Below are 25,671 nucleotides of genomic sequence, written 5' to 3'. Positions count from 1 at the left end.
CGCCATGACCAACGCCTGGGACACCGTCCGCGCGGCCATCGACGCCGAGGACGCCTCCGCCGTCGCGGCCCTGATGATCGGCTACAGCGACGCGCAACGCCGCGAGGTGGCGCGCGAGTTACCCGGATACCTGCCGATCGCCCGGCAGGCCGGGACCCGCCGCGACTACGAGCGCATGCGGCGGCACCAAGCCCGGTGGCGCGAGTTCGAGCTCCTGGCGGCGGAGGCGGGCCGGTACGTGCTCGATCTGCCGGGGGCCACCGCGCTGCTGAGCCAGGCCCCGGTGGTGGAAGACCGCTGGATGGAGCCGATGCGCGTGGCGGGAGCCGGAGCCATCGCGGGCGCCGCGGCCGTCGCGACCTGGCTCACCAAGCGCGATCTCGAGCCCACCTCGACGCCGGGCGAGGCCGGCGACATCCCGGCCATCCTCGAGGTCGTCGCTGCCAGGCCCGTCGCCTGGCAGCAAGATCTCGCCGTGCGGCTGGCGCTGCGGCTGCGCGGCACCCGTCCCGAGGCCGGCGATCGGCGGGTGCGGCTGGCGCTGGAGCTGCTGCGCGCCAGCGGCGCCGAGCCGCCCCAGCACGACCCGCTCACTCTCGCGTGGGTGATCGCCACCCCTCCCGGCGACCTGGCCGGCGATCCTCTGCTGGACGTCATGCTGCCGCGGCTGTTCGAGGCCGAGGGAACGGGCAGGCCGCTGGACAACGACCAGGACCTGCCCGCGGCGCTCGTCGAGCTGGCCGCCGAGGGCCGGATCCGGCGCGCGACCCTGCTCGACGGCTGCCGCACCCGGTTCCTGCGCGGTGGCCAGGCCGCCGGCCTGCGCTTCTTCGTACGCCTGCACGATCTGCTCGACCCGGCCCCGGAGGAGGTCGCGCCGCACGCCGGCGACTATGCGGCGTTGCTCTCCCACGGCCCGGCCAACCTCGCCGACCTGGCGCTGCGGCAGTTGCGCCGCCTGAAGGTCGCTCCGCCGGCGGAGGCCGTCGAGGGCCTGCTCTACCGCCGCGAGGGCAGGCTCGTGCGTGCGGGTCTGAGCCTGCTCGACCGGGTGCTCAAGGCAGCCGATGGCGATCTCGACGCCTACGCGCCCGCGCTGGCCGCCGCGCTGCTCTGCGAGTCGGCCGAGGCACGGGAGCGGGCGATCAAGCTGGCGGTCAAGCACGCCCCGCGCTTCGGCCCGCTCGGGGCCGAGACGATGAGGGAGACCGTGGCGCTGCTGCCTCCGGGCCACGGCACCGAGCTGGCCCGGGCGTTCGGCGCCGAGGCGCCGCCCGAGCCGGAGCCGGTCCGCTTCGTCCCCGTGCCGCTGCCCGCCGCGCCAGAGCCCGGGCCGATGCCGTCGATCAGCACGGCCAGGGCGCTGGCCCGCCTCAAGCTCGCCGAGTTCGAGTGGTCGCAGTCCGAGCTGTGGCTGGACGGCTTCGTCCGGATGGTGGCCGACGGCGACCGGGACGAGCTGGTCGCCGAGCTGGCTCCGCTCGCCGCCCGCTGCGACGACCGGGCCTACCGGTGGTTCCCCTGGTGGGAGACCGCCCAATGGGCCTGTGCCATGGCCAGGGAGCTGGCCGAGCCGGGGTCGGAGCACAAGGTCATGCCGGACGGCGAGGCCAATCCGCCGCGGCGCGTCCCGGAGATGACGCACGATGCCGCGTGGAAGATCGTCCCTCTGGCGCGTTTCGCCGAGGTCTACCAGGCGCAGCTGGACGGCCGGTTGCCGCCGTACCTGCTGGCCACGCCGACCCGCGACAACGGCCTGCTGGACGCGCAGGCGCTGGTCGAGCGGCTGGAGGGCTACGAACGCGACGGCGTGACCGCGTTGCCGCTGGACCTGCGGCAGGCGCTGCTGCGGCTGTCCAGGACCGTCACCCCGGAGGTGGCCGCCCGGGCGGCGCGCCTGACCGGGGAGGCGGGGCGCACGGTGTGCCGGTGGCTCACCGACCGGCCCGCCGATCCGGAGGTGGTGCTGCGCTGGGAGACCGGTGATCGCGACGGCGTCGTCACCTCCGAGTTCGTGAGCGGGCCCGAATACGCCGAGGTGCTCGGCGATTTCCTGGTGCCGCGGATGCGCGAGGAGATCTGCAGGCTCATGCTGCCCGTGTTCGCCGGGCATCGGGAGCTGGTGGCCGCACGATCGATCTACATGGTGATGTCGTACGGGGCACACAGCAGGCCCTCGTCGCGCGACCTGGAGCTCCTCACGCTCGCCGACGGTCCCGGCGGGCCGGGGCTGGCGCTGCTGCTGGCCTACTACCTGCTCGACGAGCCCGACGGCGGCCTGCAGCCGCTGCTGCACCTGGCCGCCGCCGGCGACCTGCCGGGCGCGGAGCTCGGCAGGCAGCTGGCGGAGCTGCTCAGACGCGGGCACGAGGCCCCGTCCGTCGCCGTCGCCGCGCTCAGGGAGGCGGCCGAGCGCGGCGCCCATCGGGAGGTCTGGCAGGTGATGACCGGCCTGCTGCCCGCCTACCTGCCGGGGCCCGGGGAGCGGGCGACGAGCGCGCACACGCGGGTGATCGGCTTCGCGGCGGAGGTGGCCGAGTGGGTGGGCGCGCGGGGCGAGCTGGCGGCGGTGGCCGAGCTGGCGGGCCGGACCCCCGACTCCGAGCTGGTACGCCAGGCCCGCCGCCTGCACGCGCGGCTCACCGCCTGTTCACCGTGACGCCGGTTTCGAGGTCATGGGCGCCGCTCTGAGGCGGCCGGCCGGGACTGGACCGCGCGGACGCGCTCGACGTCGAGTTTGGCCGTCCGGTCGAAGCGGTAGATGCCGTTCTCCTCCTGGAACACGTCGGTCAGCTGCGTGTAGCAGTAGCCGAACATGTCCGGGTCTTCCAGCAGCGTCCCGGTCAGGCCGGCGAAGCGGGTGTGGAACTCCTCCTCGTCCCTCACCCGCCGGCCGTAGCCCCATGAGCTCTCGCGGTCCGCGTCCTGCTCGGTCCCGGCGAGCTCGGGGTTCCACCAGATGCCGCCGTACTCGCTGACGAAGTAGGGCTGCCCGCGGTAGGGGACGGAGATCGGCCGATCGGGCGCGCCGTTGACGAACGGCTCGTCCTTGCCCAGCCCGCTCAGCCGGTCGGCGAACACGCCGGGCTCCTGCTCGTAGTTGTGCGAGTCGTAGATGTCCGTCTCCCGTACGCGGTGGCTGTAGCCCGAGGCGTCGATGACCGGGCGGGTGGGGTCGGCGAGCTTCGTGGCCAGGAACATGCCGCGCGTGACGTCGTCGAGCTGGGTGACGTGGTCGTGGATCTCCTGGGTGGTCTCGTTGAGCGGGCACCAGCCGATGATCGACGGGTGCGAGACGTCCCGTTCCAGGACCTCCAGCCACTGCGTGACGAAGGAGGCGGTCGGCTGCTGCTCGTGGCCGGCGGAGGCGCCCCAGTCGCCGAACTCGCCCCACACCAGGTAGCCCAGCCGGTCGGCGTGGTAGAGGAAGCGCTCCTCGAACACCTTCTGGTGCAGGCGCGCGCCGTTGAAGCCCGCGGCCAGCGACAGCTCGATGTCCCGCAGGAGCGCGGCATCGGTGGGTGCGGTCATGAGGCCGTCGGGGTAGTAGCCCTGGTCGAGCACGAGCCGCTGGAAGACGGGGCGGCCGTTGATGAGCACGCGCTTGCCGTCGATCGCGATCGAGCGTAACCCGGCGTAGCTGTCGGCGGCGTCCGTGACGGCGCCCGCGGCGTCGAGCAGCTCGATCCTGACGCCGTAGAGGAAGCCGTCGCCCGGCTCCCACAGGCGTGCCCGGTCCAGCGGCAGGCGTACGGAGGGGGCGAGGTCCACGTCCGCGCGGGCGGTCGCGGTGGCGACGACGCCGTCCCCGTCGGTCACGGTCACGCGGACCGCGCTGCCCGGGCGGTTGCCCGACAGGGGGACGACGACGTTGAAGGAGGAGGTCGCGACGTCGGGCGTGATGCGTGGGCGGCGCAGGTGAACGTCGGGGACGGGCTCCAGCCACACCGTCTGCCAGATCCCCGTGGTGCGGGTGTAGAGGCACTCGAAGTTCTGGTACCTGGTGGACTGCTTGCCGCGCGCCTGGGGCCCGTGCCGGGGGTCGCGTGCGCGTACCACGATCGTGGCCTCCTCGCCGGGGCGCGCCACCGCCGACAGGTCGGCCGTGAACGGGGAGAAGCCGCCGCGGTGGCGGGCCACCTCGACGCCGTTCACCCACACCGTGGCGTCGTGGTCGACGGCGCCGAAGTGCAGCAGCGGGCGGCGGCCCGCCCAGGAGGCCGGGATCGTCACGGTGCGGCGGTACCACACCGCCTCCATGAAGTCGGTGTGCCCGATGCCGGACAGCTCCGACTCCGGCGCGAAGGGCACGGTGATCGTCCCGGAGAGCTCGCGCTCACGCAGGCCGCGCTCCAGGCCGGAGTCTGCGGCGTCGATCTCGAACTGCCACGGGCCGTTGAGGTTGAGCCAGTCCTCGCGAACCAGCTGCGGGCGCGGGTATTCAGGGCGGGGGACGTCATGGGGAGCGGAACTCGGCATCTGGCACCCTTCGAGAATGTGACCTGAATCACACAGCCTATCGATTCCCAATCATGAAACCGATTACATACCCTCATGTAACCGATTACATGGAGGTCAGGTGGCTCGAATCAAAGATGTCGCCGCGCAGGCGGGCGTCTCCGTCGCGACGGTCTCCCGGGTGCTCAACGACAATCCCTCCGTCACCGAGGAGACGCGCAGCCGGGTCCACGACGCGATGGCCGCGTTGAACTACCGGCCCAACGCCGTCGCCCGGTCCCTGCGTACCGAGGCCACCAGGACGCTCGGCCTGATCATCGGCGACATCCTCAACCCGTTCTTCGCCGAGCTGGCGCGGGCCGTGGAGGACGAGGCCCGCGAGGCCGGCTACACGGTGATCATCGGCAACGCCGACGAGCGCGCCGACCAGCAGGACCACTACGTGCGCACCCTGCTGGAACGGCGGGTCGACGGGCTGCTGATCTGCCCCACGGCCGAGGTGACGCCCCTGGTGGAGGAGGTCAGCCAGGGCGAGCGGCCGCTGGTCTTCCTCGACCGGACGCTCATCGGCGTGGAGGTGCCGTCGGTGCGGGCCGACGGCAGCACCGCCATCGCCGAGCTGGTCGCCCACCTGCGCGCCCTCGGGCACCGGCGGATCGCGTTCGTGTCCGGGCCGAGCACCCTGTCCACCGGGCGCGAGCGAGCCGAGGCCTTCCTGCGGGCGGCGGCCGAGCACGGCCTGGAGGTCCCCCCTGAGTACGTGCGCTTCGGCGACTTCCGCGCCGGCAGCGGCCGGCGGATCACCTCCGAACTGCTCGACCTGCCCGAGCCACCGCAGGCGATCTTCCTGGGCGACAACCTCATGGCACTCGGCGCGCTCGACGAGGTCAGCGAGCGCGGCCTGGAGATCCCACGCGACGTCGCGCTGGCCTCGTTCGACGACGTGCCGTGGTTCAACCACGTCCATCCACGCATCACCGCGATCAGCCAGCCCACCGCGGAGCTGGGCCGGCGCGCGGTGCGGGTGATCCTCGACGCGCTGAGCGGCCGGGCCGCCGAGTCGGTGGTGCTGCCCGCCAAGCTCGTGGCGCGCGAGTCCTGCGGAGAGACAGGCACTAGGAAGGAGGGCCGTTCGTGAGCCAGGCACGGGAGATCCTGCGCGTCGAGGGGCTCGGCAAGAGGTTCCCCGGCGTGGTGGCGCTCGACGGCGTCGACTTCGACCTGCGTGCGGGCGAGGTGCATGTCCTGCTCGGCGAGAACGGCGCCGGCAAGAGCACGCTCATCAAGATGCTGTCCGGCGCCTACCAGCCCGACAGCGGCCGCATCCTCGTCGACGGCGAAGCGGTCGACATCCGCAACGCCTCCGACGCCCAGCGGCTCGGCATCGCCACGATCTACCAGGAGTTCAACCTGGTCCCGCAGCTCACCGTGGGCGAGAACCTCGCCCTGGGCCGGCCGCCCCGCCGCTTCGGGTTCGTCGACACGCGGCGCATGCACGAGCAGGCCCGCGGCATGCTCGACCGGGTGGGCGTCGGCGTCGACCCGCGCACCCGCGTCGCCGACCTGGGCATCGCGCAGATGCAGATGGTCGAGATCGCCAAGGCGCTCGCGCTGAACGCCCGCGTCCTCATCATGGACGAGCCCACCGCCGTGCTCACCACCAGCGAGGTGCGGCGCCTGTTCGAGCTGGTCGGGCAGCTGCGCGAGCGGGGCGTCGCGGTCGTGTTCATCACCCACCACCTGGAGGAGATCGCCCAGATCGGTGACCGGGTGACCGTGCTGCGCGACGGCCGCTCTGTGGCGCAGGTGCCGGCCGGCACGCCCGAGGAGGAGCTGATCCGGCTCATGGTGGGCCGGCCCATCGACCAGCAGTATCCACGCCAGGCGGGCGCGGCCGGCGAGCCGCTGCTGCAGGTGCGCGATCTGAGCCGGGCCGGCGCGTTCTCCGGCGTGTCCTTCGAGGTGCGGGCCGGCGAGGTCGTCGGCCTGGCCGGGCTGGTCGGCGCGGGCCGCACCGAGGTGGCCCGGGCGGTGTTCGGCGCCGACGCCCCCGACTCGGGCGAGGTGCTGGTACGCGGCCGGCGGCTGCCCGCCGGTGACGTGCGCGCCGCCATGGAGGCCGGGCTCGGCCTGGTCCCCGAGGACCGCAAGGGCCAGGGGCTCGTCCTGGGCGCCGACATCGCCGAGAACCTGGGCCTGGTCACGTTGCGCGGCGCCAGCCACGGCGGGTTCGTCGACCGGGCCGGGCAGCGCCAGGCCGCCGCGCGGGTGGCCGCCCAGCTCGGCGTGCGGATGAGCCACCTCGGCCAGGAGGTGCGCACCCTGTCGGGCGGGAACCAGCAGAAGATCGTGATCGGCAAGTGGCTGCTCGCCGATGCCAACGTGCTCATTCTCGACGAGCCGACGCGCGGCATCGACGTCGGCGCCAAGGTCGAGATCTACCAGTTGATCAATTCACTCACCGCCTCCGGCCACGCGGTCCTCATGATCTCCAGCGATCTGCCCGAGATCCTCGGGATGAGCGACCGCATCCTCGTCATGGCCAGAGGCAGGCTCGTCGGCGAGCTGGAGGCCGCCGATGCGAACCAGGACTCCGTGATGGCGCTGGCCGTCACCGAGGTGGAGGATGCTCGTGTCCACTAACGTGCTGGCCGTACGGCCGACGGCCAGGACCCTGCTGGCCGAGAACGGCTCGGTCGCGGCGCTCGTCGTGCTCGTCGTGGCCCTGTCGTTGCTGTCCGGCGACTTTCTGACCGTGACGAACCTGCTGAACGTGGGCGTCCAGGCGGCGGTCACCGCGATCCTCGCGTTCGGCTCGACGTTCGTCATCATCACCAGCGGGATCGACCTGTCCGTCGGCGCCGTGGCCGCCCTGTCGGCGATCGTGCTCGCCTGGACGGCCGCGGACAGCGGGCTGCCCTGGCCGCTGGCCACGCTCGTCGCGCTCGCCGTCGGCGTCGCGTGCGGGCTGGTCAACGCCGCGCTGATCGCGTACGGCAAGCTGCCGCCGTTCATCGCCACGCTCGCCATGCTGGGCGTGGCGCGCGGGCTGGCCCTGGTGGTCTCGCAGGGCAGCCCCATCGAGATGCCGGAGGCGGTCTCCCACCTCGGTGACACCGTCGGCGGCTACCTGCCGGTGCCCGTGCTGGTGATGGCGATCATGGGCGTGATCGCCGCCGTCGTGCTCAACCGCACCTACGCCGGCCGGGCGATGTACGCCATCGGCGGCAACGAGGAGGCCGCCCGGCTGTCCGGCATCGCCGTCAGCAGGCAGAAGCTCGTCACCTACGCCCTGTCCGGCGCGTTCGCCGCGGTGGCCGGCATCGTCCTGGCCAGCCGGCTCGCCTCGGCCCAGCCGCAGGCAGCCTCCGGCTACGAGCTGGACGCGATCGCCGCCGTGGTCATCGGCGGGGCGAGCCTGTCGGGCGGCAAGGGCAGGGCGCTCGGCACGCTGGTCGGCGCGCTCATCCTGGCCGTCCTGCGCAACGGGCTGAACCTGCTGTCCGTTTCGGCCTTCTGGCAGCAGGTGGTCATCGGCGTGGTGATCGCCCTGGCCGTCCTGCTCGACACCCTGCGCCGCCGAAGCGGCCGCTGACATCTCCGCAAACCCAGTAAGAAAAGAGTGAGGTACCACCCATGCGCATCCACGCCCTCGTAGCGGCGGGCGCCGCACTGGCCCTCGGCCTGACCGCCTGCGGCTCGGCCGGCACGTCCTCCGCCGGCACGTCCTCCGCCAGCTCGGCGGGAGCCGCCTCCGGCGGCGACGTCAAGATCGGCATGTCGATCTCCACCCTGAACAACCCGTACTTCGTGCAGCTGCGCGCCGGCGCCGAGGCCGAGGCCAAGAAGCTGGGCGTCACGCTGACCGTCACCGACGCGCAGAACGACGCCTCCCAGCAGGTGAACCAGGTGCAGAACTTCACCAGCCAGAGCATGAAGGCGATCATCATCAACCCGGTCGACTCCGACGCCGCCGCGCCGGCGGTCAAGATAGCGGAACGTTCCAGCATCCCCGTGATCGCCGTGGACCGCGGCGTCAACGGGGGCAAGGTCGCCCAGACCGTCGCCTCCGACAACGTGGCCGGCGGCAAGCTGGCCGCGGAGCAGCTCGCCAAGGAGATCGGCGAGAAGGGTGAGGTCGTCGTCCTCCAGGGCGTGCCCGGCACCTCCGCCTCGCGCGACCGCGGCCAGGGCTTCACCGAGGGCATCAAGGCGTTCCCCGGCATCAAGGTCGTCGCCCAGCAGCCGGCCGACTTCGACCGCGCCAAGGGCCTGGACGTCATGACGAACCTGCTGCAGTCGCACCCCGGCGTCACCGGCGTGTTCGCCGAGAACGACGAGATGGCGCTCGGCGCGCTCAAGGCGCTCGGTGCCAAGGCCGGCAAGGACGTCAAGGTGGTCGGCTTCGACGGCACCCCCGACGGGCTGAAGGCGATCGAGGCCGGCACGCTGGCGGCCAGCATCGCCCAGCAGCCGGCCCTGCTCGGCCAGCAGTCCGTCCAGAACGCGGTCAAGGCCGTCAAGAGCGAGCAGCTGCAGGCCACCGCCAACGTGCCGGTGAAGGTCGCCACCAAGGACAACCTGTCCGAGTTCACCGGGGCATGAGCTCCGTGGTCGAACAAAACGGCCCGCCCCGCCACCCGCTCGACGTCGTGGTGGTGGGGTCGGCCAACGCCGACCTGGTCGTCCAGGTCGAACGGCATCCCGCCCCGGGCGAGACCGTGCTCGGCTCGGAGCTGGCCGTCCATCCCGGCGGCAAGGGCGCGAACCAGGCCGTGGCCGCCGCCCGGCTCGGCGCGCGGGTGGCGCTGCTCGGCCGGGTCGGCGCCGACGGGCACGGGCGGCTGCTGCGCGAGTCGCTGGAACGTGACGCCGTGGACCTCGGTCACCTGCACGACACGGCGGCCCCCAGCGGCATCGCCATGATCGCCGTCGGGCCGCAGGGCGACAACAGCATCATCGTCGCCCCCGGCGCCAACGCCCGGCTCACCGAGGGCGACGTGCTGGACGCGGCGCCGCTGCTGCGGTCGGCTCCGGTCGTCTCGCTGCAGCTGGAGATCCCGCTGCCGGCGGTGCTCGCCGCGGCCCGGCTGGCCCGCCGCGCGGTGCTCAACCTGTCGCCGGCCGTGCCGGTGCCGGACGAGCTGCTGGCGCTGTGCGATCCGCTGGTCGTCAACGAGCACGAGGCGGCCCTGCTGCTCGGCGCGCCCGGCAAGCCGGACCGGCAGGCCAAGGAGCTGCTGGCGCTCGGCCCCCGCTCGGTCGTCATCACGCTGGGCGCCGACGGGGCCGTGGTGGCCGAGGACGGCGCCGTCCACGCGGTGCCCAGTCCCCGCGTGGCGGCCGTGGACACCACCGGGGCCGGCGACGCGTTCACCGGGGCGCTGGCCTGGCGGCTGGCCGCGGGCGAGCCCCTGGCGGAGGCGGCGGCGTTCGCCGCGCGAGTGGGCGCCGCGGCCGTGCGCAGGGCGGGGGCGCAGGATTCGTACCCGACGATGGCGGAGGTGGAGGACCTGTGAAGCGCGGCGGCGTCATCAACGCGGCCCTGGCGGGTGCCCTGGCGCGGCTCGGGCACACCGACGAGCTGCTCATCTGCGACAGCGGCATGCCGCTGCCGGCGGGGGCGGAGGTGGTGGACCTGGCGTTCGTGCCGGGCATCCCGTCGTTCGCCGACGTGCTCGACGGCATCCTCGCCGAGATCGTCGTCGAGGGCGCCACGGCGGCCGAGGAGGTCCGGGCGGCCAACCCCGCATGCGACGCGCTGCTCGGGGAGCGGCTGCCGGGGCTGGCGTACGTGCCGCACGAACGGCTCAAGCAGCTCTCCGCTGCCGGCAAGCTGGTGATACGCACCGGCGAGGCGCACCCGTACGCCAACGTCATCCTGCGCTGCGGCGTGGCCTTCTGACCGGACCGGCCTGACACCGTCCTGAGCGACGGGCCGCTTCCAGCCGTCGGTTCATCCCAAGCCGGGACGTGGCGCGGCGGCCACGATCGTCGCCGCGAGCGCCGTTCGATGGTCCTTCGTCCAGGGCGGCCCGAGCACCGCCCGCGGACCGTACAGGACCTCGCCGGCCCGCTCGGCCAGGATCCCGGCCGCCTGGTCCTCGACGTCCCTGGCGTCGTAGAAGTGGACGGCCCAGCCGCGTGCGTGGGCGAGCTCGGCCAGGATCTGGCGGTACATGACGGAGTCCGCCCGGGACTCGTACGGCACGCGCCGCTGGACGGCGATTTCCGAGGCCGCGGCGTCGTCGAGACGTCTGCCTTCGTGGTGGATGGGCGCCGCCGGCACGCCAGGTTCGATCAGCTCGATCCGCCGGCGGTCCACAACCTGGTGGTCCGCCGATGCCGTGACCGTCACGGCCCACCCGAAATGATGGGCTATCCCCACGCGCATGGCTCCGATTATGCCCCCGCCCGGGCCTTGGGCGACGGCACGGTATACAGAATGGACCAAGGCGTGCTGGGGCCATGTTTCCGTCGGTGATTTCCGGCGACACCGCAGCGGCGTTCCGTCCTCGCCCCGGCCCGCGCCGGAGGCGGCCGCGGGTCGGCGGGGAGGACGGGACGCGGCGGCGGATCAGGCCGGGGGCGGTTCGTGCCCGTGAGCGTCGGGACGCTGACCAGCGGCACGCCGGTCAAGCCGGGAAGGCGCCCGGCCGCATGAGATATCGCCGGCGAAGGATTTTTTTAGCGCGGACGGCGGGCCGAAAATTTAATGGCACATTTACCCGCAGTTGGAATTCAGCGTCTAGGCAGTTCGACGGAGTCGTGGGAATTGTTGGTGTCGTCGTGTACACCGAGCGCGGTAATCGCTGCTTTCCTCATATTTCCAAGGTAAATGCAAACGCCCCGTCAGGCAATGAGCAGACCTATCGAAATATGGCGAATTATTCATTCTGAATCGACGGACAATGCCGCGCTGATTTGCCGGTCGTCGGCGCGGAGTTGGATGGCCGCCAAAGCGCTGAGCGCTTGCTCCTCGAGCTGGCGGAACCCCCGGCGGCGCGCGTCGTTGAGCGCCTCGTGGCCGTGGGCGGACGCCTGCTCCAGGTTCCCCAGATGACAGTGGGCGCCGGCCAGCCCGATGAGGGATTCCAGCCGGGGCTGCGGGTTGCCGACCTCGCGGGCGATGGCCAGCGCTCTGCCATGCTCCTCGGCGGCCTGCTCCGGGCGCCCGAGATGAGTGCGTACGGTGGCGCGGGTGTTGAGCGTGTCGGCCTCGGCCCGGCGGTCGCCGATCGCGACGGACAGCTCCACCGCGCGGTCGGCGAGTTCGAGGGCGTTCTCGTATCGGCCGGCGTCACGGTGGACCGCGGCCAGCGTGTTCAGGACGAGGACCTCGCCATAACGGTTCCCCGACTGGCGGAAGATGGGCAGGGCGCGGTCGAGGTAATCCAGCGCGCGATCGAGTTCGCCGAGATCGTGGTAGATCTCACCCATGTTCTCCAGCGCGATCGCCTCACCGTTGCGGTAGGCGGCCTGCTGGTAACGCGCCAGGGCCTCGTGCTGGAGCTCGGCCGCCCGCGCCAGTTGCCCCTGACTTCGGTAGACCATGCTGAGGTTGGCCAGGCTGGTGGCGTGGATCGTCCGCTGACCCGTCTGTCTCGCGATGGCGATGGCCTGGCTGTAGTGGTCGGCGGCCTCCTGCAGCGAACCCAGCTTCCAGTGCACGTTGCCGAGGTTGTTGAGCACCGCGCATTCGCACTCGCGCCATCCGGCACGCTGGGCGAGCTTGAGTGCCTGCGCATAGTGGCTCAGCGACTGCGGATGCATGCCCCGGCTCTGGTAGACCTGCGCCATGCTCAGCTCGGTGGCGGCCTGGGCGGGAAGGTCCTCGTCGAGGCCGGCGGCCGAGAGCGCGGCCTCGGCGACGGCCTGCCAGTCGTTCGGGTCACGCCGCAGCGACAGGTAGCCGCGCAGCGTGTCGGCCAGCCGCCAGGCCACCTCCCGGGGGCCGTGCGCGGCCGCGTACGTGATGGCCGCGATGAGGCCGGAGCGCTCCGCGTCGAGCCACGCCAGCGCCGTCGCGGGCTCCTCGAACGTCAGCGGGGACAACTCCCGCGGCGGTCCCGCCAGTTGCAGGGCCTGCGGGTAGAGCAGGCGTTTGGCCTCGTCGGCGACCCTGAGATAGAAGTCGAACAGGCGCCCGAGCGCGGTCGTCCGCTCGGCGCCGGTCGCACTGTCGCGGGCGTAGAGCCTGATCAGGTCGTGGAACCCGTACCGGCCCGGAGCGGTCTGCAGGATCAGGTGCGTGCGCTCCAGGCGGTCCAGGGCCCGCCGCACCTGCTCGATCGGGGCGGCGGCCAGCGCCGCGGCGGCCTGCGGGGTGAGGTCGGGGCACGGGCTCAGGCCAAGCAGCCGGAAGAGGCGCTGGTCCGGCTCGTCGAGGGCGGCGTACGACAGGTCGAACGCGGCGCGCACGGCGGCCCGGCCGTCCCCGTCGACCTGCAGGGCGTTCAGGCGATCGCTTCCTGCAAGCTCCGTGACGCCGTCGATGATGGCGCGCGTCTGCTGCCGGGACAGGTTGATCGCGGCGATCCGCAGCGCGAGCGGCAGGTAGTCGCACAGCAGCGCCAGCCTGTCGGCGGCGTCCGCCTCCTGCCGTACGCGGTCGGCGCCGAGTATCCGGGCCAGCAGGGTCCGCGCCTCGGCGGGATCCAGAACGGCCAGCGGGAGCGGCCGGGCTCCGTCGAGGGCGACGAGGCCGCTCAGCCGATCCCGGCTGGTCACCAGGGCCAGGCAGTCGGTGGCGCCGGGGAGCAGCGGGCGGACCTGTTCCGGCGTCGCCGCGTTGTCGAGCAGGACGAGGACCCGTTTGCTGGCCAGAAGGGTCCGGTACAGGGCGGCCGCCTCGTCCGCGTCCGCGGGCACGTGCTCGGGGGCGACCCCGAGCGATCGTAACAGGCGGGCCAGGGCCTGCTCCGGCCGCATCGGCGGCCCGGCGGCGAAGCCGCGCAGGTTGACGTACAGCTGGCCGTCGGGGAAACGGTCGCGGATCCGGTGCGCCCAGTACAGGGCCAGGGCGGTCTTGCCGACTCCGGCCGCGCCGATGATCGCGATCGTGACCGGCGTGCTCGTGTGGTCCTGAACGTGCTCGTCCAGCCACCTGAGCTGCCCGGCGCGGCCGGTGAAGTCGGAGACGGATCGCGGCAGCTGCGCCGGCACCGCGGGCGGCGCCGGGCTGGACACCAGGACGCGATCGGGCTGCGGCAGCAGGACCGGGTCGTTGCGCAGGATGGCCACCTCGAGCCGCTGGAGTTCGAGGCTGGGGTCGATGCCGAGCTCGTCCGCCAGGCGGCGGCGCGCTCTCCTGGCCTCCTCCAGGGCCGTGTGCGTCTGCCCGCTGCGGTAAAAGGCGATCATCAACTGGCAGGTCATCCGTTCGCGGAACGGATGACATCGGGTCAGCTCGGTCAGCTCGTCCAGCAGCTGGCGGTGGCGGCCCAGCCGTAACCCGGCGTCGATCCTGTCCTCCAATGCCACCAGCCGCGACTCCTCCAGGCCGCTGCCCAGGCGCTCCTGGGTCTCTGGAGGCGCCGTCCCGGCCAGCACGGGACCGCGCCACAGGCTGAGGCCCTGGTCGAGCAGCGCGACCCGGCGCTCGTCGTCGGGTTCGGCCCGGGCCCGCTGCACCAGGCCGCGGAAGCGGTGGGCGTCGATCCGCTCCGGGTCGGTGCGCAGGACGTACCCCGCGCCCTGCGCCGTCAGTGTGACTTCGGCCTGGGCCGGGTCGGCGCGGGCCAGGATCGAGCGCAGCTGGGAGACGGACACCCGGATCGCGTGCTGTGCCGTACGCGGGCGAGACCCCGGCCAGTTCAGCTCGACCAGCCGCTCCACCGTCACGGGATGGTTGGCCTCCAGCGCCAGAACCGCGAATGTCAGCCGCTGTTTGCGTGGGCCCAGTCCGACGCGCTCCCCGTCCGAGTAGGCTTCGACGGCGCCGAGCAAGCGGAACTCCAACATGAGTCACACTCCGGTTTGGATTTCGCTCTCATGGTCTGTCAGGCGTTGGGGTTTCTCAAGCCCTCGAAATGAGTCTCCGGCGGCGCTTTGATCGGACTCTGAAGTAACTATGAACGCCCTCTCTCACTATTTACTCGGAGCCAGAACAATGACGCTGAGGGTGGGCAATGGCTGATTTTCCGGCTGTCGCGGAGGCACCGCCGCGGACCTTTCGCCTCGCGCACGCCTCACGGGGCGCGGTCATGGACTCGGCCCGGCTGGCGCTGCCCTGTGCGATCACCCGTGAGTGGGCCTGGGGCTCGGCCACCGGCTCCGGCGTGCGGATCTGCCTGATCGACAGCGGGGTCGACGCGCCCCACCCGGTCTTCACCAGGCCGATCACCCCGCTCACGGTGACGGGTGAAGGCCTGGACATCGTGCCGGACGAGGTCGGCGACCAGGCGGGCCACGGCACGGCCTGCGCCGGCGTCATCCGAGCCATGGCCCCGGACTGCGAGCTGACCAGCGTTCGCGTGCTCGGCAGCGGGTTGCAGGGCCGTGGCGAGGTGCTGCTGGCGGCGCTGGATTGGGCCATCGAGGAGCGCTTCTCCCTGGTCAATCTGAGCCTGTCGACACGTCGCGCCGAGCACAAGGAGGCCCTGCACGATCTCGTCGACAGGGCGTTCTTCGCCGGGGTCACCATCGTGGCCTCCGCCCACAACCGGCCGGTGCGCAGCTATCCCTGGCACTTCCCGAGCGTGATCTCGGTGGGTTCGCACACCTTGGCGCTCGCCGAGCACATCGAGTGCAACCCGGAGCCCCCGGCCGAGTTCTTCGCGCGCGGGATCGGGGTGGAGGTGCCGCTGCCCGGCGGCGGGACCTCGCGCCTGACCGGCAACAGCTTCGCCACACCGCACATCACCGGACTGTGCGCACGCGTACTGCAGCGGCACCCGGGCCTTGCCACCGGCCAGCTCAAGCACGTGCTGGCCGCCGTCGCGAACAACCGGACATGAGGAGGCCACCATGGGCGTGGGCATCCCTGATTCCCTGACCTCCTCGCTGGGACGCCTGCTGCGCCCCACCGAGCACGACGAGTTGCTGAGGTCGGCCGTACGGCTCGCCCGGCTGACGTTCTCGGCGTCGGCCGCGTCGGTGTTCCTGTACGACGAAGAGCGCGACCGGCTGGTGTTCGAGGCGTCGTCAGGGGAGGGCGAGGACCGGCTGCTCGGAGTCGCCATCCCGACCGGACGCGGCGTCGCCGGGTGGGTGTTCCAGACCGGCGAGACCGTGCTGCTCAGCGACGTCCAGGCGGATCCGCGCTTCGATCGGGAGTTCGCGCAGAGCACCGGATACGTGCCGAAGATCCTGATGGCGGCCCCGCTGGAGCTCGAGGACCGCACCATCGGCGTGATGGAGGTGCTGGACCCGGCTCTGCAGCGGTTCGGGGAGATGGCGGCCATCGACCTGTTCACCGAGCTGGCCGCCCAGTCGGCGATCACGCTCACGCTCATGGCCGCCGCCCGCTCGCTGACCCGGAGCGCCAGGGAGGGCCTCACCCCCTGGACCCGTCTGGAGATCGCGCTCAGCCGTACGGAGGCCTCCGACGCCGCGGTGGACGAGCTGCTCAATGCGCTGAGCAAGTTCGTCACCGCCACCACGGGCCACGGAGTGACCTGATGCATCTGGCCGAGATGGCGGTGCTGCGCGCCGTGCCCGCCGCGGGCGTCTTCCTCGCCCTTACCCGCCGCTGCCCGCTGTCGTGCGCGCACTGCTCGACGGAGTCCGCCATGGACAGCGCGGAGCACGCGGAACGACCTTTCCGGCGGCTGGTCACGTCCTTCACCGGGCAGGAGCGTCCGGAGTTCATCGCCATGTCCGGGGGTGAGGCGCTCCTGCGGCCGCGGCTGGTGCGCGACCTCGCCGACTCGGCCAGGCTCTCGGGGACGAGGTCGTACCTGCTGTCCGGGCTGTACTTCGCCCGGGACGGGCACGCGGTGCCGGCCGCCCTGCGGGCGGCCATCTCGGCGGTCGATCACTTCGCGGTCAGCCTCGACCGGTTCCACGAGCGGGAGGTGGGCAGGCGCGCGGCCTTCCGGGTGCTGCACGAGATCCGTTCCTGGGGGCCGCAGGTAAGCGTGCAGATCACCGGGGACGGCGGCGAGGACCCCTACGTCGCGGACCTGGTGCGCGAGGTGCGGCGGGAGTTCGCCGACCAGGTGCCCATGCTCGTGGTGCCGCTCCGGTCCGTGGGGCGCGCGAAAACCCTGGACGTCCCGGCCGCCGGCCCGAAGGCTGCACCCGCGCCCATGCCCGCGCCTGCACCCGCGCCCGTGCCCGCGCCGTGCGAGATGGCGGCCTGGCCGCTGGTCACCTACGACGGGACGGTCCTCACCTGCTGCAACGACGATCTCGCCGCCGCCCGGCCGCCGCACCTGGTTCTCGGGCACGCCGATCACGATCCCTGGCCGGTGCTGCGCCGGCGCCACCTGGACCGGCCGCTGGCGCGGGCCGTGCGGATGTTCGGGCCGCGCTACGCGAAGGCCCGGTTCGGATCGGGTGCCGGCGCCTCCGGCTACTGCGACGTCTGTGTCACCTTGCACCGCGACCGCGGCCTGGGCGAACGGGTCGCCGGTTATCTGGACTCGCCGGCCGGTCCGGCGATGGAGAGCGCCGTACGCGGCCTCGTGGAGCGGCACGGCCCGTACGGTTTCGCCCGCCGCCACGGCATCGCGCGCTACAGCGAGCTGGTGACGCTCGGCTGGGAGGGTCGGGAGCGGTGATGCGCCGGTTGAGGCTCGCGGACATCGAGCGGCTGCGACGTACGCGCGGCCGCACCGTGCTGCTCTACCTCACCGATCGGTGCCCGGTCGGGTGCGCGCACTGTTCCGTCGCCGCGCTCCCGGCCGGCCCGCGCATCACCGACTACCGCCTCTTCACGGACATCCTGGCGGGGATCTGCGCCGAACCCGGCATCGAGGCCGTCGCGATCTCGGGCGGCGAGCCGTTCACCGAGCGTCGCGGGCTGGTCCTCGCCGTGGACGCGTTCACGGACGCGGGCAAGGACATCGTGATCTTCTCCAGCGGCCACTGGGCGTCGGCACCCCGATGCCCGCGATGGATCATGGGGGTGCTGGAACGGTCCTCGACCGTGATCCTGAGCACGGACACCTTCCACCAGGCCGCCATCGACCGGCGGCGGTTCGGCCGCGCCCTCGCGCACGCGGCGCGGGCGCGCTGCCACATCGTCCTCCAGCTCCTGGACGAGCCCGGCGCGGTGCCGTTCGCCGAGGGAGTCCTCCGCGACACGCTGGGGGACGACTGGTCCGGGCGCGCGGAGATCACGCTGATCACTCCGCTGCGGGCCGGCCGAGGGAGCGGCGTCTTCGCCATCGGGCGCCGCCACGCCGTCGCCGAGTTGGGCACGTGCCCGCTGACCGCGTCGCCGACCGTCCGCTACGACGGCGTGATCACGGGCTGCTGCAACGAGAGCGTCATCACGGGCGGCGGGCCCCGGGGGCTGCGCCGGCAGGCGAGCGGCGCGGCCGAGGTGCGCGCCGCGCTGGCCGCGTTCCGCGACGACCCGCTGCTGCGCGCCGTCGGTTCGGTCCGGCCGGACGACCTGGTGCGGTTGCAGCCGTTCGCCGCGCTCGCCCGCTCTCGCTACCCGGACGTCTGCGGCCTGTGCTGGCGCCTGCACGAGACCGCCGGGGACGACGGATCCCGGTTGCTCACCGCTCTGATGGGCCAAGGAGGCGGGACATGATCACGGCACCGACCACCAGCCTGCGGCTGATGGCCAAGATCGACCTCGTCATGCCCGCGCTGCTGGCCACGACGGAGCGGATGTGGCGGCATCCCGCACCGCGCGAGCTGTATCTGGAATGGCTCAGGGCCCTGCACGGCATGCTGCGTGCGACCGTACCGCTCATCCTCGACGCCACCACGGCGTGCCTGGCGCGGGACGACGAGATCGCGCGGGGCGTCGCCGGGTATCTCGCCCGTCACGTACACGAGGAGTACGGCCACGACCAGGACGTGGTCGACGACTACACCCGCGCGGGAGGCGACGCCGAGACCCTGTTCACGGACCCGCCGCTGCCCTGCGTCGCCGCGGTGGTCGGCTGCCAGTACTACTGGATCAGGTACGCCCACCCGGTGGCGCTGCTCGGGCACGTCGCCGTCCTGGAGGGCTACCCACCCCCTCCCGACCTGGCGCCCCTGCTCTCCCGGCGCACGGGCCTGCCGCTGGACGCGTTCCGCACGCTGGTGACCCATGCCGTCGTGGACGGCGCGCACCGCGAGGAACTGTGGCGCGCGATCGACAGGCTCCCGCTCACCCCCGAGGCGGAGTCGCTGATCGGGCTGAGCGCACTCAACACGGCATACGGCCTGGCGCAGCTCGTCGACGCCGTCCAACTGCGCGCGAGCGCCGCAGGAAAGGAGAGGTCATGGCGACCATCGACCAATTGGAAGCCGCCGGCTTCGACCTGACGACCGCGTCAGGCGAGCAGGTCGCGGTGCTGCAGTCGCTCAGCGACGAGGAACTCCAGGTGCTCGTCTCCATCAAGGAACGCATGGAGGAAGCCGCGGACGTCGAAGGACATGCCTACGCGAGCGGTGGCTGGTGCTGGTGACCGGTGATGCGACCCTGCGCTCAATGCGGCGGTGAGAACCCCTCTGCCGCCCGCTTCTGCATGACGTGTGGCGCTTCTCTCGCCTCCGTCTCCAAGCCTCGCACCACCCTGCGGTTCGTGACCGTGCTCTTCGGTGACGTGGCCGGCTCGACGGAGCTCGCGCGCGGGCTCAGCCCCGAGGTCTGGCAGAGCACGCTGGCCACGTACTTCGCCGACGTGAGCCGGGCGGCAACCGAACAGGGCGGCCGGGTGGAGAAGTTCATCGGGGACGCCGTGGTCGCGGTCTTCGGGGTGGAGGCCACCCACGAGGACGACGCGCTCCGGGCGGTCGACTGTGCCCGGGTCTCCTTGGAGCGGATCGCGCGCCAGGCCGCCGACCTGCGTCGTACGCGAGGAGTGGACTTCTCGGTCCGCTTCGGGATCGCCTCGGGGCAGGTCGCCCTCTCCGAGCGGGACTCCTCGTTCGCGATCGGCGAGGTCATGAACCGCGCCGCCCGGCTGCAGGCCGCCGCGCTGGCCGACGGCATCGTCATGGACGTGCGGACCTGGCTGCTCGTCCGGGGAGCCGTACCCACCCGCCCCATCGAGCCGATCGCGGCCAAGGGCTTCAGCCGGCCGCTGCGGGCCTGGCAGATCGCCGACGCCGCGGGAGCGGACGCGGGCGAGGCGCGCACGCCCCTGGTTGATCGCCGTTCCCAGCTGGACGACCTCGTCGCCGCGCTAGGGGCGGGCCTGCGCCGGCCGGGTGTCCCCGCCGTGGTGCTGGCCGGCGAGCCGGGCGTCGGGAAGTCCCGGCTGGTGGCCGAGGCGGCGCGGCGGATGGCGCCGGACGCGCGGTTCCTGACCCTGCGCTGCCGGCGCGACGGCCGGCGGCTGGGCTACTGGCCCCTCTACCAGCTGGCCGAGGCCCTGGGGGGAGACGTCCCCAGGGGGCAGGGACCCCAGGGCAAGGAGGAGATCTTCTGGACGCTGCGGGAGCTCCTGCGGGAGGCGGCGGCGCAGCGTCCGGTCGTCCTCGTCCTCGACGACTGCCAGTGGATGTCCCCGGCGGTGCGCGAGTTCGCGGACGGCCTCGACGATCCGGACCTGGACGTCCGGGCCGTGCTGATGCTCAGTGGCCGGGTGGACGAGCCGCCGCTGACCCGGGGGTCGGTGGCCATGATGCGCGTCCCGCCTCTCGGCCAGGCGGACGCCCAGGAGCTGGCGGCGACCGTCGCCGCCCGGCTCGGACAGCCTGTGCTCAGCGGCTCGCTGAACGACCTCGCCCGGCGCAGCGCCGGCAACCCGCTGTATCTTGAACAGCTCGTCCACCTGCAGGTGGACGCCGAGGGCCGGACCGATCTCATCGCGCCGAGCGCGGAGGCGGCGGTGGGCGCCCGCCTGGACCATCTGGGCGTGGACGCTCAGCGGCTGCTCGCCATCGCCAGCGCCCTCGGCGGCAGCTGCGTCGCCGGGGACCTGGAGAAGGTCGCCGCGGCCCTGGACCCGCCGCTCGACCAGACCTTCGACGAGACGCTCGCCCAGCTGCTCGGCGACGGGCTGCTGGTCACCCGGGCGAGATCGGCCGGCGAGCTCGAGGTCGAGTCGCCGGTCGTCGCCGAGGTCGCGTACGGCAGGCTGCCCCTGGCCGACCGCGCCCACGTGCACGCGCAGGTCGCCGTCCTGGTCGAGGCCCGCGTCGACCGCCATCCGTCGGAGATCGAGCTGTGCGCCCTGCACGCCGGGCGCGCGCACGCCGCCTGGCTCGAACTGCGCCCGGGAGGGCCGGAGGAGCGGCATGCCGCCGTCCGCGCGGCGCGCGCCCTGTGCGCCGCCGCCCAGTTCGCGGTCTCGCGGGGCGACCTGTCGATGGCGCTGCAGACCGCGGGCCAGGTCGGCGGGCTCGACTCCGGCCTGCCCGGCCTCGAACTGGAGATCGCGGCCGTCGAGACGTACGCCACGGCCGCCGCCGGGAGGGCCGACGAGACCCTGGCCCGGATCGCGGAGGCCAGGAAGCGCTGGGACACCGGCGGCAACCTGGCGGCCGCGGTGCAGCTCACCCTCAACGAGGCGGTGGCCCGCTCCACGATGACCGGGCGATGGCAACGGTCCCTGATCGGCCAGGCGCGTGAGCTGGCGTACCGGGCCGACGACCCGGCGGTGTACGCCAGGGTGCTGCTCCTCGAGGGCATCGGGCACATGGAGGACGGCGACTACGTGACGGCCGAATCCGTGCTGCACGAGGCGTTCGGCCACGCGCGACGGGCGCGCTGGTGCTTCGGCGCCACCGAGATCTACGGGAACCTCGCGCTCTGCCTCGCGTACGGGAACACCCCCGCCCCGGCGGCCACGGCGATCTGCGCGCAGCTGCACGCCGAGCTCAAGGACGCCCACACGGTACGCGCGGCCGTCGGGTGCCCGGCGGCCCTGCTCGCGGACATGACGTGCGACTCGGCCGCCGCCACGAACCTGCTCGACGAGGGCCGGTCCATCCTGGCCGGAATCAGGCACCAGCCCGGCCTGGCGGGGCTGGACATGTTCCGCGCGACCCTCGCGGAACGGCACGGCGACCACGATGGCGCCGGGCAGGCCCTGGACAGCGCCATCCGGCGGTTCGACGCGATCGGGTTCAGCGCGGGCGCGCAGTCGGCCAGGCTCTGGCACGCGACGTTCGGCGCGTACGGCCCGCCCGGCGCGCAGAGCGGGGAGGACCCGCGCGGCGCGTACGGCCCGCCCGGCGCGCAGAACGGGGACGGCCCCGCCGTCGCACAGGGCGCGGACAGCTGGGACGTGGAGGTTCTGACCGAGCAGGCCGCCGCGGCCGCCGCGCTCCGCGAGGGCCGCCCGGACGCGGCGGCCGAGCACGTGGTCCGCGCCGGCGCCCGGCTCGACGGGGTGCACGGCGCGGGCGCCCGGATCACGCCCCTGCTCGTGTCGCTGCGGCTGGCGGGGCTCTGCCGGGACCGCGGGCTCGTCGAGCGGGTCGCCGACCTCGCCCGGGCGGACGCCGAGATGAAACGCGACGTCAGAGCCCTGCGATCGATCGACGCGCTCGTATGAGCCGACTATGAACCGACTCTGAAGCCCCTCCCTGACGATCGTTGAGACGGCACCGAGGAGGTGGGCGAATGAAGTGGTCGGCCGGATCGGCGGAATCCGGGGTACTGCCCGGGGCGGTCCTCGAGGACACGGCGGAGCGCTGGCTCCAGTTCGGTCTCACGCCGATGCGGGAGCGGTCCGGCGACCTCTACGCGAGGCTGGCCGTGACCGCCCGGCAGGCCGTCCGCGACGGGCTGGCCCGCGACTTCTTCTTCATGCACAAGCCCCCCGGCCTGCGCATCCGGTTCCGGCCGGCGTCGCCCGAGCTCGACCCGCTGCTGCGCGAGCGGCTGAACGCCTGGCGGGACGACGGCGTGCTCACCGGCTGGCGTCCCGGCGTGTACGAGCCGGAGACGTACCTGTTCGGCGGGCCGGAGTCGATGCGCAGCGTCCATCGGGTCTTCACCGCCGACTCGCTGGCCTGGCTCGACTACCACCGGCTCCGCCTGGCCGGTCACGGCCCGGGCCCCTCGTGGGCGATGTCGCTGCTGCTGCTCCGGACGCTGTTCAGCACGCTGCAGATCGTGGGCTGGGAGGATCTCGGGGTCTGGGAGCGCGTACGACGGCACCGCCCCCTCGCCGCGGCCGCCGTCGCGGATCCGCGGCTCGCGCGGCTGGCCGCGGCGCTGCGGGCGGTCTGGCCCTCGCCTACCGCGCTGGCCGCCAAGCTGTCCCCCGAGGCGGCGGACCTCGCCGAGGACTACCGGCAGGCCGTCCGGCAGGAGGGCGAACGCTGGTTCCGCGACTACTTCGAGAGCGGTTCGGCCGCCATGGGGCCGCGCGCGGTGGCGTCGTACCTGGTCATCTTCCACTGGAACCGGGCGAACCTGCCGTCGGCGCGGCAGGCCCTGATCGCCGAGGCGCTGCTGGCCCGTGAAGAGGGTGACGCCCGGTGACCACCATGAGCGAATCGGCCGTGCTCCGCGTCGCGGGGCTGCCCGTCCGGCTCTGGCTGGCGGGCTCCTCCCCCGACCTGTTCGCGTGCGTACGCGCGCTGAACCACGTCCATGACGACTACCGCCGGGACGCGTCCGTCCTGGCCGGACGGCTCGGGGACGAGGTGGTGCCGAGGCCGGAGCTGCCGGCCGCGGCACGGCGGGCGGTCCTCGCCACGCGGCGCCGCCTGCACCAGGGACAGGCACTCACCGTCGACCAGGCCCGCCGCCTGCGCGAGATCGTGGCAGCCGCCGGCCCGGGCCTGACCGCTCATCTGGACCGCGTGACCGCGCTGTCCGCCGAGCTCCTGCGGCTGGAGGAGCAGGCCGGGGCCCAGATCGAGAAGGAGCACGACCGCCTGCTGGCGGCACCGTGGCACCTGCTCGGCTCCGTGCCCGGCGGCCGGTCGTGCGTGACCTCCGACGTGCTCGCGGACATCGAACGGCGGCTGGCTCAAGGCGAGCCGTGGACCTCCAAGAAGCTGCGCAGGCGCAGCGACTACCTCTGGCGGATGATCGCCCGGGGCGCGGTCAAGACCACGCCGCGGACCTGGCTGGGCCAGGTGTCGCTGGTGCCCGTCGCGGAGCACTCGTCCAAGCTCTCGGTGAACGGCCAGGTCGCCGTCGACTGGACGGAGAACGTGCACACCAGAAGGCTGGAGCTGGCACGATCGGCAGCGGACCGGCTTCGGCAGGAGCACCGGCTGTCGATGACCCCCCTGCACCGGGTGGAGGGCGACCGCCTCGCGGTCTGGACGGTCGATCCGGCCTCGTCCACGCCCAGGCTCCTCACCTATCGGCTGCGGCGGAGCCCCGCGCTCGACCGCATCGTCGAAACTCTGCGATCCGGTGTCCGGCCGGTGTCCGCGCTGGAGCCCGGCTCGCCTCCGGGTCTCGTCGGCAAGCTCGTCCGGCTCGGCGTGCTCGAGGTCTCGGCCCCGCTGAGACAGCGGCGCGGCCGATGGGAGAAGACCTCCGGATCGACCACCTACGACGCCGATGCCGGGTTCGTCGACGTCTACCGGCGTGCCGACGGCGCCTTCACCGCCGACCTGGCGACCCTGCAGCGGGCCTTCGAGCAGTACCGCAGGATCGGCCTGCTGATGGGCGAGGACGCACCCAGGCCGCGGAGCAGACTGCGGGAGCGGATCGGCCCGCAACCGCGCCCCGTCATGGACGTGTTCGCCGAGGAGATGGCGGCCCAGGCCGAGGAAGGAGAGCTGGCCCGGCGGGGTCTCCCACAGCGCGCCTGGCCCCGGGCACGAAGCGCCGGCTCCGGCTACGCGCGGCTCCTGGACCTGATGGACACGGCATCGGGATCGGCCGCCGCCATCGACATCACCCGGGCGATGCTCGACTTCGTCGGGGCGCCGGACGCGCCGATCACCTGGCCCACCGACTGCGTGGTCCGCCCCCTCCCCGCCGGCGGATGGGTGCTGGACGACACCGGCCCTGCCGCGATACTCGACGCGCGTTTCGTCGAGACGCTGCGGCGGCTGCACGGCGCGGTGCCCGCCGCCGACGCCTACCGCGCGTTTCTCGCCGAGCTCGACCGGATCACCGGCGTTCCGTCAGTGGAGCTGTTGATCCCACCGCTCACCGCGCGGGCCGCCAACGCGATCCGCAGGCCGAGGTACACCTCTGCCTGGACCGGCGACCCCGACCCCGGCCACTACGGTCAGGCGTGGCAGGACCGGACGGCACGTCACCTGCCGCTGGGTGAGCTCACCGTCCACCGTGAAGCGGACCGGGTCGTGGTCTCGCACGCGGGCCGGCCCGTGCGGATCTGCGCCCACGCGACCCGCGGCCCCCTGACGCCGTGGACCGTGCTGGCCGGGATCCTGTGCGCCGACTCCCAACAGCACACCGCCCAAGCCCGTCGGCTGCGCCGCTCGCTCACCGCGTTCCCTGAGCGGACATTCGTGCCCCGGATCACCGTGGCCGGGTCACTCGTCGTCTCGCCCGCACAGTGGCGGATCACCGCTGATCAGCTGGACTTCGCCGGAGGCGGAGACCTGGCCGGACTCCGGGCGCTCACCGGACTGCGTGATCGGCTGGGTCTGCCCCGCTGGGTGTTCGTCGCCGGCCCGTCCGGCGATCAGCCGCTGGCCTGCGACCTGGAGAGCCTGCGCGCGGTGCGGGTGTTCGAACAGGCGCTGAAAGCACTCCCAGACAACGGCCCGCCCGAGCTCACCGCCACGGAGATGCTGCCCGCGGCCGACGAACTGAGCGTGTCGGACCACGGCGCCGAGCGGGTGGCCGCGGAGGTCCTCGTCCGATTGCCCCACGCGGTGCCGCCCACGGAGCTGGCGGCCGCCGCTGCCCAGGTTTCGGCCGGAACGACGTGACCGGCCGGATATCGAAACACCGGTCCAGAGAAGGAAGAAAGGTGGCCACGTGATGTCCGAGAACACCGCACCCGAGCCCCAGGACGGCACCGAGCCTCAGGACGAGGTCGAGGCCCTGGTCGACGAGCTGGAGGTCCACTCGATTCCCAGTGAGTCGATCACCGACCCGTGCAGCGTGGGCTGCACGGGGAGTTGCCCCTGCGACAGCGAAACTCTCTGAACCTCGTTCGCCAAGGGCGCCCGGCGAGCGGGCGTCCTTGGCGATCCGCGCCG

General features: G+C 72.8%; 20 protein-coding genes. 17 read left to right on the top strand and 3 right to left on the bottom strand.

Annotated features, from left to right (window positions below):
• Positions 1-4: 4 nt before the first annotated feature.
• Complete coding sequence (locus ACIBI9_RS00390) at positions 5-2,659, top strand: hypothetical protein (RefSeq protein ID WP_397219749.1); 2,655 nt, start codon at positions 5-7, stop codon at positions 2,657-2,659.
• Between the two features lie 14 nt (positions 2,660-2,673).
• Here ACIBI9_RS00390 and ACIBI9_RS00385 read toward each other — a convergent pair whose 3' ends face one another.
• Entirely contained in the window at positions 2,674-4,479 is a 1,806-nt protein-coding gene (locus ACIBI9_RS00385; protein WP_397219748.1) for a glycoside hydrolase family 2 protein, read from the bottom strand.
• Between the two features lie 100 nt (positions 4,480-4,579).
• Here ACIBI9_RS00385 and ACIBI9_RS00380 point away from each other — a divergent pair, with 100 nt between their 5' ends.
• Genes ACIBI9_RS00380 through rbsD form a run of 6 tightly spaced genes read left to right on the top strand, consistent with a single transcriptional unit; the run spans position 4,580 to position 10,363 of the window.
• Entirely contained in the window at positions 4,580-5,596 is a 1,017-nt protein-coding gene (locus ACIBI9_RS00380) for a LacI family DNA-binding transcriptional regulator (RefSeq protein WP_397219747.1), read from the top strand.
• The gene (locus tag ACIBI9_RS00375; protein ID WP_397219746.1) at positions 5,593-7,101 is read left to right on the top strand and encodes a sugar ABC transporter ATP-binding protein; all 1,509 of its coding nucleotides are present in this window, start codon (positions 5,593-5,595) and stop codon (positions 7,099-7,101) included. The genes ACIBI9_RS00380 and ACIBI9_RS00375 overlap by 4 nt, the downstream gene beginning before the upstream one ends.
• On the top strand, positions 7,085-8,053 hold the full coding sequence (locus ACIBI9_RS00370; RefSeq protein WP_397219745.1) for an ABC transporter permease: 969 nt from the start codon (positions 7,085-7,087) through the stop codon (positions 8,051-8,053). The genes ACIBI9_RS00375 and ACIBI9_RS00370 overlap by 17 nt, the downstream gene beginning before the upstream one ends.
• 41 nt (positions 8,054-8,094) lie before the next feature.
• The gene (locus tag ACIBI9_RS00365; RefSeq protein ID WP_397219744.1) at positions 8,095-9,063 is read left to right on the top strand and encodes a D-ribose ABC transporter substrate-binding protein; all 969 of its coding nucleotides are present in this window, start codon (positions 8,095-8,097) and stop codon (positions 9,061-9,063) included.
• A gap of 5 nt (positions 9,064-9,068) precedes the next feature.
• Positions 9,069-9,977: a ribokinase gene (locus tag ACIBI9_RS00360; RefSeq protein WP_397219743.1), complete on the top strand. Its 909-nt coding sequence runs from the start codon at positions 9,069-9,071 to the stop codon at positions 9,975-9,977.
• Entirely contained in the window at positions 9,974-10,363 is a 390-nt protein-coding gene (rbsD, locus tag ACIBI9_RS00355) for a D-ribose pyranase (protein WP_397219742.1), read from the top strand. Before ACIBI9_RS00360 ends, rbsD begins: the two co-directional genes overlap by 4 nt.
• Before the next feature lie 51 nt (positions 10,364-10,414).
• Here rbsD and ACIBI9_RS00350 read toward each other — a convergent pair whose 3' ends face one another.
• Complete coding sequence (locus ACIBI9_RS00350) at positions 10,415-10,852, bottom strand: hypothetical protein (protein ID WP_397219741.1); 438 nt, start codon at positions 10,850-10,852, stop codon at positions 10,415-10,417.
• A 497-nt stretch (positions 10,853-11,349) separates the two neighbouring features.
• A complete protein-coding gene (locus ACIBI9_RS00345; protein ID WP_397219740.1) occupies positions 11,350-14,421 on the bottom strand; it encodes a BTAD domain-containing putative transcriptional regulator in 3,072 nt (1,023 codons plus the stop codon).
• Positions 14,422-14,663: 242 nt separating this feature from the next.
• Here ACIBI9_RS00345 and ACIBI9_RS00340 point away from each other — a divergent pair, with 242 nt between their 5' ends.
• The 10 genes from ACIBI9_RS00340 (at position 14,664) to ACIBI9_RS00295 (ending at position 25,618) form a co-directional block, all read left to right on the top strand.
• The gene (locus ACIBI9_RS00340; protein ID WP_397219739.1) at positions 14,664-15,416 is read left to right on the top strand and encodes a S8 family serine peptidase; all 753 of its coding nucleotides are present in this window, start codon (positions 14,664-14,666) and stop codon (positions 15,414-15,416) included.
• A 10-nt stretch (positions 15,417-15,426) separates the two neighbouring features.
• Positions 15,427-16,080, top strand: a complete 654-nt coding sequence (locus ACIBI9_RS00335; RefSeq protein WP_397219738.1) for a GAF domain-containing protein — start codon at positions 15,427-15,429, stop codon at positions 16,078-16,080.
• Positions 16,080-17,183, top strand: a complete 1,104-nt coding sequence (locus ACIBI9_RS00330; protein ID WP_397219737.1) for a radical SAM protein — start codon at positions 16,080-16,082, stop codon at positions 17,181-17,183. Before ACIBI9_RS00335 ends, ACIBI9_RS00330 begins: the two co-directional genes overlap by 1 nt.
• Positions 17,183-18,166, top strand: coding sequence for a hypothetical protein (locus ACIBI9_RS00325; protein ID WP_397219736.1), 984 nt, complete (start codon positions 17,183-17,185; stop codon positions 18,164-18,166). The genes ACIBI9_RS00330 and ACIBI9_RS00325 overlap by 1 nt, the downstream gene beginning before the upstream one ends.
• Positions 18,163-18,894, top strand: coding sequence for an iron-containing redox enzyme family protein (locus tag ACIBI9_RS00320; RefSeq protein ID WP_397219735.1), 732 nt, complete (start codon positions 18,163-18,165; stop codon positions 18,892-18,894). Before ACIBI9_RS00325 ends, ACIBI9_RS00320 begins: the two co-directional genes overlap by 4 nt.
• A complete protein-coding gene (locus tag ACIBI9_RS00315; protein WP_397219734.1) occupies positions 18,852-19,037 on the top strand; it encodes an aroma-sacti cluster domain-containing protein in 186 nt (61 codons plus the stop codon). The genes ACIBI9_RS00320 and ACIBI9_RS00315 overlap by 43 nt, the downstream gene beginning before the upstream one ends.
• 117 nt (positions 19,038-19,154) lie before the next feature.
• A complete protein-coding gene (locus ACIBI9_RS00310; RefSeq protein WP_397219733.1) occupies positions 19,155-22,076 on the top strand; it encodes an AAA family ATPase in 2,922 nt (973 codons plus the stop codon).
• A 68-nt stretch (positions 22,077-22,144) separates the two neighbouring features.
• Positions 22,145-23,011: a thiopeptide-type bacteriocin biosynthesis protein gene (locus tag ACIBI9_RS00305; RefSeq protein ID WP_397219732.1), complete on the top strand. Its 867-nt coding sequence runs from the start codon at positions 22,145-22,147 to the stop codon at positions 23,009-23,011.
• A gap of 5 nt (positions 23,012-23,016) precedes the next feature.
• Entirely contained in the window at positions 23,017-25,398 is a 2,382-nt protein-coding gene (locus ACIBI9_RS00300; RefSeq protein ID WP_397220808.1) for a lantibiotic dehydratase, read from the top strand.
• A gap of 52 nt (positions 25,399-25,450) precedes the next feature.
• Entirely contained in the window at positions 25,451-25,618 is a 168-nt protein-coding gene (locus ACIBI9_RS00295; RefSeq protein ID WP_397219731.1) for a hypothetical protein, read from the top strand.
• Positions 25,619-25,671: the final 53 nt, after the last annotated feature.

Source organism: Nonomuraea sp. NPDC050451 (assembly GCF_044458585.1).
Note: the sequence above shows the minus strand (reverse complement) of the source record. Positions and strands in the feature narration are given on the sequence as shown.